The 13,113-nt window shown below is 50.0% G+C and carries 11 protein-coding genes; 7 read left to right on the forward strand and 4 right to left on the reverse strand.

Features of this window, described 5'->3' with window-relative positions; genetic code table 11:
• Positions 1 to 70: 70 nt before the first annotated feature.
• From ACN0YD_RS05685 to ACN0YD_RS05715, 7 genes are all read left to right on the forward strand, one after another.
• Entirely contained in the window at positions 71 to 1,441 is a 1,371-nt protein-coding gene (locus ACN0YD_RS05685) for a hypothetical protein (RefSeq protein ID WP_417317693.1), read from the forward strand.
• A 385-nt stretch (positions 1,442 to 1,826) separates the two neighbouring features.
• Positions 1,827 to 2,357, forward strand: a complete 531-nt coding sequence (locus tag ACN0YD_RS05690) for a PAS domain-containing protein (protein WP_417317695.1) — start codon at positions 1,827 to 1,829, stop codon at positions 2,355 to 2,357.
• 4 nt (positions 2,358 to 2,361) lie between these two features.
• Positions 2,362 to 3,606, forward strand: coding sequence for a methyl-accepting chemotaxis protein (locus tag ACN0YD_RS05695; protein ID WP_417317697.1), 1,245 nt, complete (start codon positions 2,362 to 2,364; stop codon positions 3,604 to 3,606).
• An 86-nt stretch (positions 3,607 to 3,692) separates the two neighbouring features.
• Positions 3,693 to 4,844 (forward strand): cupin domain-containing protein, encoded by a 1,152-nt coding sequence (locus tag ACN0YD_RS05700; RefSeq protein ID WP_417317699.1) that lies wholly within the window; start codon positions 3,693 to 3,695, stop codon positions 4,842 to 4,844.
• Positions 4,845 to 5,056: 212 nt separating this feature from the next.
• Positions 5,057 to 6,406, forward strand: a complete 1,350-nt coding sequence (locus tag ACN0YD_RS05705) for a hypothetical protein (RefSeq protein WP_417317701.1) — start codon at positions 5,057 to 5,059, stop codon at positions 6,404 to 6,406.
• A gap of 137 nt (positions 6,407 to 6,543) precedes the next feature.
• Positions 6,544 to 7,674, forward strand: a complete 1,131-nt coding sequence (gene argC / locus ACN0YD_RS05710) for an N-acetyl-gamma-glutamyl-phosphate reductase (protein ID WP_417317703.1) — start codon at positions 6,544 to 6,546, stop codon at positions 7,672 to 7,674.
• A gap of 26 nt (positions 7,675 to 7,700) precedes the next feature.
• Entirely contained in the window at positions 7,701 to 8,252 is a 552-nt protein-coding gene (locus tag ACN0YD_RS05715) for a gamma carbonic anhydrase family protein (protein ID WP_417317705.1), read from the forward strand.
• Positions 8,253 to 8,254: 2 nt separating this feature from the next.
• Here the strand turns inward: ACN0YD_RS05715 and ACN0YD_RS05720 are convergent, their stop codons facing one another.
• The 4 genes from ACN0YD_RS05720 to ACN0YD_RS05735 all read right to left on the reverse strand — a co-directional run bounded on the left by ACN0YD_RS05720 (position 8,255) and on the right by ACN0YD_RS05735 (position 13,102).
• Complete coding sequence (locus ACN0YD_RS05720) at positions 8,255 to 9,316, reverse strand: sugar-transfer associated ATP-grasp domain-containing protein (protein WP_417317707.1); 1,062 nt, start codon at positions 9,314 to 9,316, stop codon at positions 8,255 to 8,257.
• A gap of 23 nt (positions 9,317 to 9,339) precedes the next feature.
• Positions 9,340 to 10,542: a hypothetical protein gene (locus ACN0YD_RS05725; protein ID WP_417317709.1), complete on the reverse strand. Its 1,203-nt coding sequence runs from the start codon at positions 10,540 to 10,542 to the stop codon at positions 9,340 to 9,342.
• A gap of 153 nt (positions 10,543 to 10,695) precedes the next feature.
• Entirely contained in the window at positions 10,696 to 11,889 is a 1,194-nt protein-coding gene (locus tag ACN0YD_RS05730) for a hypothetical protein (protein ID WP_417317711.1), read from the reverse strand.
• Positions 11,890 to 11,902: 13 nt separating this feature from the next.
• Positions 11,903 to 13,102: a hypothetical protein gene (locus ACN0YD_RS05735; protein ID WP_417317713.1), complete on the reverse strand. Its 1,200-nt coding sequence runs from the start codon at positions 13,100 to 13,102 to the stop codon at positions 11,903 to 11,905.
• Positions 13,103 to 13,113 lie beyond the last annotated feature (11 nt).

The following is a 13,113-nucleotide window of genomic DNA, read 5'->3' on the forward strand; positions in this document are numbered from 1 at the left end:
GTAAAGCAAGGATTGAGTTAGGTTTTCGGGGCCGGAGTTACCAAGGGCTTGCTAAAGTGAGTTTTAAGTAATGATGGATAGTCTGATTACCAATCTTCTGTATGACGTTGATGGGTCTGCTTCAACGGTTGACGACAGCAAGAAAGAAACTGCCAAAGAAGGCGAATTTGACGAGAAAAGAGCCTTTCTGGAAAAGAAGCTCCGCAGAATCCTGACCGAAAGCTCGGCTGTCAGGACAGGGCAGGTGCAATTGCTCGGCCTGGGCCAGATCAAGAATATGGTCGGAGACAAGAAATGGCTCTCCGCACGCAAGAGTGTTCTATTCCTCCTTCAGCAGATTGTTGAAAAAAATATCAGCCGTGAAGATGTCTTCTTTTCCAGGAGTGATGATGAACACCTTATTGTGTTTGCCAAGCTGAAGGAAAATGAGGCACGTCTTGTCTGCGCCAGGATTCTTCAGGAGCTCACCCTCAAACTACTGGGGAATGTTGAGACCAAAGATATCATCGTGCGGACGGCAACAGGTCATCTGGACGGCGTGCTTGCCTTTAAAGAGGCCACTCTGGAAGAAATTCTGAACTCTGTGCAGGATCTCAAGCCGGTCGAGGTACCCGACAAAGTTACAGGCCGGGACCCGTCCGAGAAAAGATCTGTAAACGGACTGTCCAGTTACATCAACCGGCAAAAGGGCAGAGTTCGTGATCTTATCAATGTAACCTACCTTCCGATCTGGGACGCCCGGCACGATGTACTCTCGACCTATGCCGTCGACTTTAACCTGAAAAACAAGCCGTCTGCCGGTTCCTATGTCAATCTGATCGGAAAACTGAAGAGCCGCGACAAGGTTGTTTTTGACCATGTTCTCGCCGAAGACTGCGAGGAGATGCTAAGGGAATTCAGTGCCAATAAATTCAGGGCGCTTTTCAGCGTACCGGTCTGCTATGAGACAGTGTTTAATCCTGAACTCATGTCTGCCTATGTATCCGTGCTGCAACAGATACCCCCGGATCTGAGACGCTATATGATCATAACCCTGATGGAGTTTCCCGCAGGAATACCAGAATCCAAGTTTCGCTACATTACGTCCTGTCTCAGTAAGTTCAGTCAGATGATTGTTCTTTATTGTCCTGACTACATTCCGCAGGATCTGACACTTTACAAAGAATGCGGTGTCAGGGGAATCAGTATGAGTATTCCCGAAGGCAAGCGCAATGACCAACTCTACTGGAACAAACTGATCCTGATGGCTGACAAGTGTGATCAGAATTCAATAAAGACGACTGTGATTAATGTTCACACCCCGAATGAACTGTTTCTGGCCCGCGAGGCCGGTTTTGATTTTATCGCCGGAGATTCCATCAGCAAACATACGGAAATCCCGGGCCACATGGTGAAAATAAACTGGAAGGAATTGCTGGCGGGAAAGCGTCCAAGCTTTTGACCTGTCAATCATCAATAAATAGTCGAATATTATAAATTTAAAAAATATCACTAAAGAACACTATTTCTATCAAAACATGCAGAATCCCACCTAAAATAAATAAAAATTTTACCTATTTCCATTCATACAGGACTTCGCAATGTGAATTTCAAATGGCGGAGCCTGTTCATGTTTTGCATCTAACAAAAGGGAATATTTACAAGCATTTAGTATAATTAAATGCTTATTAACCGTGTATTTATATAAGAAAAATGTAATATAAAACTGCGGTTCGGACTTGATGGTTGAAGTAGATGAATAAAGAAGCCAGAAGTTACGGATCGGAAACACTGACAGATCAACGACGGTATAAACAGTGCCCGGAGCATATATTTAAGGAACTGTAATGGTTAAATTCAATATTGAACCTGTGAATGAAGAAAACACATTCGGACAAGACGAGATTATTGTATCGAAAACCGACCTTAAGGGACGTATCACCTATGTGAATGATACTTTCTGCAAGGTTGCGGAACTTGACGAAAGAGACGTTCTCGGAGAACCGCATAGCATCATCAGGCATCCTGACATGCCGCGCTCCGTCTTTCAGCTGTTGTGGGAAACAATTCAGCACAAAAAAGAAATTTTTGCCTATGTGAAGAATATCTCCAGATCGGGAAAATACTACTGGGTGCTTGCCCATGTCACGCCGACGCTGGGCAAGGATGGAAATGTCATTGGCTATCATTCAAATCGGCGCAGCGTTTCAGCTAATGAAGTTAAAAAAGTTGACAGCCTGTACAAGGAAATCGCTGCGGTGGAACGCCAGCACGAAAACCGCAAGGAAGGCATGCTTGCCGGTTCAAAATTTCTGGTCGAAAAGGCCGTAAAAAATGCCACCTCTTATGATGAATTTATCTGGTCCGTAGGAGCCTAGTATCATGTTTCGTTTTGGAAATTCTTCAGCACAAGCCGCATCTGGCAACAATAATAGCGCTCTTGCACAAGAGCTTGAAACGACAAAGGAAAAACTCGCCCTTTACGAGAAGGCGTTTGCGGCTTTGCAGGAGCTGGGCCCGGAACTTCGCAAGGGAAATCTGGAGGCGCGGATCGTTGGATGGCAGGACCATGGCGAACTTTCAGGAACCCTGGCGGACATCAACTATTTGCTGGATCTTTCCGATGCCTATGTTCGTGAGGCTGGCGCTTCGCTTGAGGCGGCGCAGAACGGCGAATATTACAGGCAGTTCATGACACGGGGAATGCGTGGCAGCTTTGGTCTCGGGGCCGAAGTGATTAACCAGGCCGCCGCAAATATGAAGAATATGGAAGAAAAGGCCTTTACGGACCGTGAGCGCCTTGCCGGTGAGTTCAAGGAAAAGGTGATGCAGTCGCTGACAACGATTGCCGGCGAAATTAGTGATCTGAAAAAAATGTCGGACCTGCTTAACAGCAATGCATCCGAGACCCAGAGCATGGCAGCAAGTGTGGCAGCTGCATCCGAGCAGGCTACGGTGAACGTTCAGACGGTGGCCTCTGCTGCGGAAGAGCTGACCAAATCAGTGGAAGAGATTGCCCGGCAGGTCTCCACGTCTTCCGAAAAATCAAGTTCCGCGGCACAGGAAGCCACGGCCGCCAAAGAGACTATCGATGCCCTGCAGGTCTCTTCCAGCTCCATTGGCGAAGTGGTCAAGATGATTAACGATATCGCCGGTCAGACCAATTTGCTGGCTCTGAACGCGACAATCGAGGCGGCCCGGGCTGGTGAAGCCGGTAAGGGGTTTGCGGTGGTCGCCAACGAGGTGAAATCGCTGGCCACCCAGACCTCCGAAGCCACCGGAAATATTGCCGATCAGGTGGGAACCATCCAGGAAAATGCAGGGTCCACAGTAGAGGTTGTGGACGGAATCGCTGCCAGTATCGAACAGCTCAGTGCAATTGCCGCCAATATTGCATCGGCAACTGACGAGCAGTCCGCCGCCACTCTCGAAATCAGCAAGAATATTCAGGAAGCCTCAAAGGGCACCCAGGATGTCTCTGCTCATATAACCCAGGTCAGTAGCACCGCCATTAAAACCATGGAGAGTGCTAATAAGCTGGCTGAAGCCTCCAGCCTGATGGAAAACCAGGCCGTTCTGCTGCGCGAACAGGCGGAAACTTTTCTGCAGGCCATGTTGACCCGCTAGGCGGCAGGTCAGGGAACAGTGCAGAAATCAAGTAAATAAGAAACCCGCCGCTTGATCGGCGGGTTTTGCTGTTTTACTGTGGCGCCATGACATTCGAACTCGACATCCTGCACTCATTTCCGGAACCCGGTATCTTTTATCGGGACTACTGGAACCGGAGACCCTTTGTCGTCAAGGCAGGGGTTGATGACCAACTTGTCCGATCACTGCTTACGCCCGAGGAACTGGCGGGACTTTCCCTGGAAGAGGATGTGAGGTCACGGCTGGTCAGCGGGCCTGAGGGAGGATGGACTTGTCGCCACGGCCCCTTTGAAGAAGAAGATTTTGACATGCCGGTGGACCGGCAGTGGAATCTCCTGGTGCACAATGTGGAACAGTTTCATCCGCCTGTGGCAAACCTGCTTCCTTTGTTTGCCTTTTCTCCGCGATGGTTGCTTGACGATATTATGGTTAGCTATTCCGTGCCTGGCGGGTCGGTCGGACCGCATATTGACAGTTATCATGTGTTCCTTGTTCAGGGGCAGGGAAAGCGGCGCTGGAAGATTGGTTCGCAGCCCCTAATGAATGAACACTATATTCCGGAGATTGATCTAAGGGTTTTGCAGGATGAATTCGAAGGTACCTCCGTTGAAGTGGAGGCGGGAGACGTCATCTATATTCCACCCCGAATTCCCCATGAGGGGATAACCCTTGAAAGCGCACTGACTTTTTCCGTCGGATTTCTCGGCCCTTCCGTGCCTGAACTGTTCATGGCCTACGGTCAGTATCTTGCGGAACAGGGGGCGGACGGGGAACGTTTCCTGGCTGGCGGTGCAAGTCTTGAGGATAGCGGATTTTCCATCGGAAAAAATGTTGTCGAGGGTATCAGGGACCTGATGCAGGCGGGGCTTAAGGGGGATCATTTTTCCGAGTGGTTGACGGCCTATTTTTCCGAACCGGGGATTGTCAGCGAATATTCAGAGGCAGACCCCCAGGCGGCAATGGACCGTTCCGGGGCGGAAATCAGCCTGGCCAGACCGGAAGAAGACAAGATGGTGATCGTCGCGACCACCAGCGGATGGCAATTGGTGGGATATCGTGGCCGTTGTTATCGCATCTCTCCCGAAAATGCGCCTATTGTCCGAAAACTCGAATCCGGTGAAAAATTTACCATAACCAGTCTCGAAGGGCAGATCGGGAACGACGATTTGCCGGCACTTCTGAAAAATATTTTCGCGGCTTCATACGACCACCGGTAATAGATTAATATGCCAACATTCTGACACTGCTTGATTTTTGGATGTGCGTAAAAATTTATCTAAATTGCACATATTCCAAGAAGCATTCTTCCCCTTCTGTTTACCTTCTTTGTTAGGTTTTTGTTAATTCTGCGATAATAGTTTTTGGTAGTTCGGGGTCGCCTTCCTGTTTTTATTTTTATATATTTATCAGAGGGTTAGTGTGTTCTTATATGGCGCAGAATAAACGTTCTGTATTTGACGTGTTCAAGTCTGGAAAGGGTGGGCAGAAGCTGTCTCCACCCCAAAACCGGCCTTTGCGTTCGCTGGCATCTGATGACGACCAGGCGTCCTCCGTCAAGCCTATTACGAACAGCACACTTCAAAGCCTTCTGGAAAACGATGACCTGGCGCTGAGTGGCCGGGCACAGCTTATCAGCCTCATCTCCTTTCAGGAGCGCCTGGGGGACAGTTGGGACGGCATCAAGGGACGTCTGGGAGCGGCCTTTGAAAATTCCATGGAAAATTCCTGCGGGCCTAATGACAATCTCTTTAAAAGGTCCGATGAGGAATATATCGCGGTCTTTTCATCCCAGACAGCAGAAGACAAAAGCCCGGACGATCTAAGTAATTTGTGCCGGGATCTGATGACGGCTGTGGCCCGGAAGTTTCTTGGTGAAATGAAGCCGGACCCTGATCTGGCCCGGACCATCTATGGAATGAAAGATGGCGAACTCATCTTTGATCCAGAGAAGCGGGAGGAGGCGGCCGAAAAGGGGGATAAGAAAAAAGGCAAGGAGGTCGATGACAGCAAGTCTTCCATTGACCAGCTGTTTGTCAGCAACGAGAGGTTTGATCTTTTATACCGTCCGAACTGGAGTGTCAGGCACGAAACAATAACGACCTATTCCGTCCATGCCAGCGCAAGCGATGCCAAGGGCAATTTTCGTTATGACTATAATGTTTTGAAGGACAAGACTTCCCTGGAATGCCTGATCGGCCTCGACTGGTTGCTTCTCGCAGATGCCATTGAGACCATGCAGGGATTGTATTTCAATAATTTCAGAACTGTGTACACTATTCCCGTTCATTACGAGACAGTCTTCAGCCAGGAGCGGATCAAAGGATATCTGGCCCGCTGTCGAACCATACCTGAGGAGCTGCGGAAATATGTGATCTTCAGCCTGGCGTCAGTTCCTGCAGGGATACCCGTTCCAAAATTGCAGATGATTGTCTCGTCTCTCAGTCCGTATTGTAATTCTATACAGCTTGAATGCGCGAGCCCGCCGCGTGACTGTTCCGGATTTGTGATGCCGGGGCTTAAATATCTGAAGTATCGGCTTCCTGTAAAGAAATCCACTGACAAGGATTTCTGGGTAAAAATAGCTGAATTCGCCCTGTCCTGTAAAAAACACAAACTGCTGAGCGTCCTTGCTGAAGTAAATGCTGTTGAACAGTTCCTGATTGCGCGGGAGATAGGTGTAAATTTCCTGAGCGGTGATATAATAGGTGACTATTGCGAGATTCCTGAACATATGCAGAAGATCAAATGGCAGGAACTCGTCAATAGCGCCGACATCTAATCGAAATAATATTCTGAATAAACATTATAAAAAGAATTATATTTTTCATTATATCTGTTGAAAATTATAATATTTCGGTTTAGACATGGCTTCGAATGACATCAAATCAATCTGCGAAGCATCAGGATCAACGTGAAATGAGCAAGCCAGGGAAGAAAATCAGGGCCGCAATTCTTGGAGCAAGCGGGTATACGGGGGCGGAGCTTGTTCGCCTGCTGGTCCCGCACCCCCATGTGGAAATTGTTCTCATGACCGCCGACCGCAAGGCCGGCCAGCCGGTTGCGGAAGTATTTCCGCATCTGGCCACGGCAGATCTGCCGGATCTCATGGCGGTTGATGACGTGGAATGGCCGGGCCTGGAGCTTGACGTGGTTTTCTGCGCTTTACCGCACGCCACTTCCCAGGAGATCATCAAGGGCATTTTGCATGCCACCGGGCACGGATTTATCGACGAGATGGTTATCGAATCCCCGTCGGATTACGCCAATGCCATTCAAGGATCGGTCAAGGTGATCGACTTGTCTGCGGATTTCCGTCTTCGGGACCTGTCCGTATATGAAAAATGGTACGGGGATGAGCATCGGGCTCCGGAACTGCAGAAGGAAGCGATTTACGGCCTGACAGAGCTCAACCGGGAGGATATTGCCCGGGCGCGGCTTGTGGCCTGTCCCGGCTGCTATCCGACTGCGGCCCTGCTGACGCTTGTTCCGCTTCTGCGCGAAAAGGTTGTCTCAAGGGACAATATCATTATTGATGCCAAATCCGGTGTGAGCGGGGCAGGGCGGTCATTGAAGGAAACCAATCTGTTTACTGAAGTTGCCGAGGCCATGCACCCTTACGGTATTGCCTCTCACCGTCATTCCCCTGAAATCGAGCAGGAACTGACAAAGGCGCTGGGAGAGCAGGTCTATGTCACCTTTACCCCGCATCTGGTGCCCATGAACCGGGGGGAACTGGAAACCATCTATGTCCAGTATGCCGGGGGCAAGACAGTTGCTGATCTTCGGAAGGTGCTGGAACAGCAGTATATGGACGATCCCTTTGTGACTGTTGCGCCGGAAGGCGTCGTGCCGGCGACACGCCAGGTACGCGGCTCCAACCACTGTGTGATCAATGTTTTTGAAGACCGAGTGCCGGGCCGGGCCATCCTGGTGGTGGCCATAGACAATCTGGTCAAAGGATCCTCCGGACAGGCGATCCAGAATATGAATCTGATGTTCGGATTTGAGGAAACATTGTCTCTGGAACAGTTGCCCTTGTTCCCTTAAGCTGCCCGTCTATCAAGGAGAGCAACATGTCCGAAGAAAAAGGCCGTCTGGTCAATGGCGGGGGCAGGATTTATCCCTATCGCGGAGTCTGGCCGACAATCCATGAAACTGCGTTCATCGCCCCCGGTGCCAGGATTATCGGTGATGTCCATATCGGTGCCGGCAGCAGCATCTGGTTCAACTGTGTTCTGCGCGGGGATGTCAACGAGATCCGTATCGGTTGCAAGACAAACATCCAGGACGGCTCTGTTGTCCATGTGGAGGGTGGCGGTGCAGCCACTATTATCGGCGATGAGGTTCTTATCGGCCATCTTGCCCTTGTGCACGGTACGACGATCGAGGACGGCGGCTTTGTCGGTATGAAGGCTGTCACCATGGACGACTGCCATATCGGTTCGGGGGGTATGCTGGGCGCGGGTGCCTTGCTTAGTCCGGGTAAAAAGATCGGGCCGGGAGAACTGTGGATTGGTCAGCCGGCCAGACATGTAAAGGACCTGTCCGATGACATGAAGGAAGGCCTGAAAGCCGGAACCACGCATTATCACGAACTGGCTGCTGAATATCTGGAAGAGCTCTAGGCCTATACCTCAAAAATATGCCGGAAGGGAACTCCGCATCTGGGAAGTCCGCCCATGCTGGGCTCGACATTCATCTCGATCATCGTCGGTCCCTTGTCTGTAAGGGCAATATCGAGCCCAAGGAAGCGGGTTTCCGGCATATAGGACAGGGATTTAATGCCAAGTTCCCTGATTTCCTGCCACAGGGGAACCTGGAAGCCGCGCAATTCAACACCGCTATCCGGATGATGAGTGATTTCCTTCATGGACGTAGAGGGCTCGTGCGCAAATTCAACTATGCCCGTTTCGGGGTTTACATTGCCACCAATTCCTCCTGCTTCCACATTATCAATCAGTGAACCGCTGCGGCCGATCCGGATCCTGGTGCCCAGAATAACCGCTTCACCGGCCTTGTTCTCATAGATATACATGCGGATGGTATTAACGCTTGAGGCGTTGAGGCCGGCCATGACCGGATGCTGGGTCATATATTCCTCGATCAGCCAGCCTTCCGGGTTTTCCGCAAGCAGGGTTTGAAAGATTTCTTCCAGCGGGACTATCCGGTTGTCAGAAAGTGACTTGAAAACCACTTGGTCTTCCTGAAGAGAGATTTCATACGCCTTGAAGCCGCTTCCGCCATAACCGACCACTTTCTTGAAGCATATTTTTTCTCCTGCAAAAGGCAGAGTGAAACGTTCAAGTTGCTTGAGGGAGCACAGGGGCGCTCCATCGGCCGTCTGGCCGTGCTTGCTGTGGAAGGTTCCCAGATATTTCGGAGTCGGCAGGTTAAACTGTCGGAAATAGGCTTTTTCAAAGGGCTTGTACTGGGAGACGCCGTGATATTTTCCGCGGTTCAGTTGGGCCACCAGCTTTCTGTATTCGGCAGCGGAAGTGAATCCGGTTTTATAGTGCCAGGTCAGGTCTTTGCGCCACATTCGGGCGTAGTGGTAGACATTGTAATTTATGCCGGTAGTTATCCTGAGCCAGATCATTTCGAAGATCTGACGGGGTACCGAGGCATGACCCTCGGCGGCCCTGTCCCTGCTGAGGCCGTAGACATATCTGATTTTGTTTATAAACGACATTGCCTGTTTCTTTATTGTTATTGTCAGTCGTCGAGAATTGAACTGTGGGGTATAAGCCCTTCCCGTTTCTCGAAATATGGATTGGGGAACAGCTTGTTATAGAGGTTTCTGGCCCGGTTGCCCAGAATGGCCTTGCCAATGGCATGGGTACTGTCCGCAATAATGAAGGAATGGCGGTATTTTTTAAGGGTTTTCTCATGCTCTTTATGACCGATGCGATGCATGAACAAAATCAGGTCTTCAATGAAGGGCATCATGCTGCGGGTTCTGAACTTGAGCGTTTTGATGTCCCCGGTAGACTTGAAAGACGGCAGGCTTTTTGACTCAATATTCAGGGCATCCAGAACAATTGAGGTCCGGACGCATTTGGAGCATTTGCCGCAATTGCTGTTGGGGGACTGCCAGCAGACCTGTAACTGGTCGACCAGGTCCTGGTCGCGGGCGATATATTCGGTTTTTTCCGTCCGCCGTGCTTCCAGCCCGTCATGGACGATCTGGGTATTTTCCGTGCTCCACAGAACGTCAATCAATGGATGCGTTCCCCAGGGGAACAGATTGTCATAGGTAAAGGAAGACGGGATAAAAAGCTTCTTTGCATTCAGGGTTATGGCCATCGTGCCGAGAATACTGCCCTGAAGAGGGCTCCAGGAAAGCTTGCGGTCTTCGAGAAACTGTCGGCCGTTGGTGGCGACTGCGATAAGTTTTTTGCCGTGGCTCTCGGCGAAAGCCGTCCTGATCCGTATGCCGTCGTTCCAGGTCTGTTCCGTATGTCCGTGGTCCCAGCCCTGAAGACTGAGAAGAGAGGTTATCTCGCCCCTGTGTTTGGCAAAGCTGTAAGTGCTGTCGATTCCCCCGGAATAGCAGCAGAAGACTTCCTCTCCCGGCTCCTCCAGGTCACCGCTTTCCGCGACCAGTTCCACTTTTTTCAGGTTATAGTTCCAGCTGTGATATATATCCATCAGCGTGGAAAAATTTTGCAGAATATGCCGGGATATGGGGAAGCCGGGCTCTACCACGATGGGACACCCATGATCCATGGCATCAAAAAAACAAAAGGGAAGGAAGGGTTCTGCCCGCGGTCTCACGGGAACATCCAGCGGGAATCTGAACCAGATAGTTTCTCCGTCCACAGTGGCGGATAGAAGCTGGTGAGCATCTTTCCGCTCAAGCCTGATATCAGAAATTCTGATTTCTGTCTTTTTTTCCCGTTCCGATTTATCCGACATATCTGTATCCCCTCCTGGGCTCGCAGCTTTGCTTGCCGTAGTCTCTTATATGTTGCAACAAGGTAGGCTAAAAAAGTTTATTCTTTATCAATGAAAACAAACAAATATCAGAATATGGTGTCAAAAAAATAAAACGACCCGTAAATTATCGGGTTATTTATCCAGAATGGAATGGCGACTTGTCAGCCCCGCACGATATTCCTCCCACGGTTTCGGGAAAAAACGGCGTTGTATTTTTCGGCCCCAACCGCCAACTACTGCTTTCAGGATAGTTGAGCTGCTGTCAGAAATGATATACTTTTTTCTCATTTTCAGCAGTTTCTTTTTAAACTGCATCTGGCCATGCACATGGGTAAAGTGGGCAAAATCGTCAATATAGGTCAGCGAAGCCTTGCTGGTTGGCTTCATGGCTTCAATGCTTCCGTGGGTTGCAAAATCCGGCAAACTGGCAGATTTTTTATTCAGGATATGCAGGATGAGGGAGGTTCTGATACATTTGGAGCATTTGCCGCAATTTGAACCGGGGGAGTACCAACAAACCTGTAACTGATCCAGAAGTTCCTGATATTGCGCGATATATTCGGTTTTCCGGCTTCGGCTTGCCTCAAGTCCGTCGTGAATGATCCGCGTATTCTCTGTACCCCACTGAACATCCAGCAAGGGGTGGGATCCGCAGGGAAACAGGCCGTTGTAGGTATTGGAAGACGGAATGTACAGGGTCTCTGCTCCCAGGGTGACTCCAAGACAGGCCAGTATGCTGCCATGCACGGGAACCCAGTTCAGCTTACGATCTTCAAGGAACTTCCAGGCGTTATTTGTCACCTCGACCAGGCTCTTGCCTTCGGAATTTGCAAAGGCTTTCCGTTGGGCGACGGACTTGGCCCATTCATCCGGATCATGGGTCTTGTCGAACCCCTGAATCAGCAGCAGATGTGTGATATGATCCCTGTGCCGCGCATAGCTGTAAGCGCTGTCGATGCCGCCTGAATAGCAGCAGTAGACATCATTGCTTTTTTCATCATGTTCACCTGGAGTTGCGATGAGTTTGACCCTTGTGAGGTCGCTGTTCCAGCAGCTGTAGATATTTTGGGCTTCTTCAAAGCCTTTCAGGAACAGGGGAGACACGGGATAAGCTGGATCTATTTCGATAGGGATGTTGCGCAACATGGCATCATAAAGGCAGAAGGGGACGAAGATTTCAGGGCGTGCTCTGAGAGGAATATGTGCCGGGAAACGGAACCAGACCCTTTCCCCGTCAACAATGGCTGACAAAATCTGGTAGCCGGCATTTTTTTCGAGCTTTATGCCGGATATCCTGATTTCGGTGCCATTTTCCTGTTTGTTCATTCCCTAACTACCCTCAGTCATCAAGGATCGAATTCCGTGCTATAATGCCTGTTCGGGTCAAGGTCCACCGGGCAGGAAAGAGCCTGCGATAAATTCTTTTTCCGAAGTTGCCGACAAGTGTTTTTCCGATGGTCTGGAGCGCATGTTTGATGACAAATTTTTTCCGCATGGATTTAAGTTGCCTGACGATATCGTGCCGGTCGTGCTCGTAAGCAAAGAATATGAGGTCGTCAAAATAGGCCAGTGTGGTATAGCCTGCCGGTTTGAGGACCTTGATATCCCCGTGGGTTTTATAATCAGGCAGATTTGCAGAAGATTTCCCCAGTATATTCAGGACGAGGCTGGTGCGGACACATTTCGGGCAGTGACCGCAGTTGCTGTGTGAAGATCCCCAACAGACCTGAATATGATCCAGCAGGTTTTGATATTTGGTTAAATAGGCTGTTTTCTGGCTTCGGGCCGCCTCCAGTCCGTCGTGGATAATTTCGGTATTTTCATTCGACCACTGGATATCAAGCAAGGGGTGTGAGCCCCAGGGAAACAGCGTGTTATATGTGAATGTGGAAGGGATATAGAGCTTTCTGGCGTTTAGTGTCAGGCCGAGACAGGCGAGTATGCTGCCATGGACCGGACTCCAGGGCAACCTGCGTCCCTCACAATAGTTTCTGACGTTGCTGCTGACATGAACCAGCCTGACGGCTTCCTGGTCCGCAAATTTTTTGCGGATTCCGATAGTATCCTGCCAGACCTGGTCATTGAAGCCGGATGAATCAAAACCCTGAATGGTCAGCAGGTGGGTGATTTCATCCTGGTGCCTTGCATAGCTGTATGTACTGTCCACACCGCCGGAGAAGCAGCAATAGACATTTTCCCCTGCTGGTTCAAGTTCACCTGTTGTTGCCTTGATGTCCACTTTGTTAAGGTCTGTATTCCAGCACGTCATGATGTCCTGGAAGGTTTCGAGGTTCTTCAGATTTTCTCTTGAAAGAGGGAATTCAGGGTCAATTACGACCGGTACATTGTCTAGCATCGCTTCAAAAAGGGCGAGAGGTAGGAACGGCTCCGGCCGGGCCCGGACGGGAAATTCAGTTGGAAAATTATACCAGACTTTCTCGCCATTAATGTTGGCGGAAAGTTCCTGACCATCCTCCAGTTTTCTCAGAGTGACATCTGAAATGAGAATATGGTTATTTTTTGTCTCGGGCCCAACCATTATAACTCCCC

This window comes from Emcibacter sp., assembly GCF_048269205.1.
Lineage (GTDB): Bacteria > Pseudomonadota > Alphaproteobacteria > Sphingomonadales > Emcibacteraceae > Emcibacter.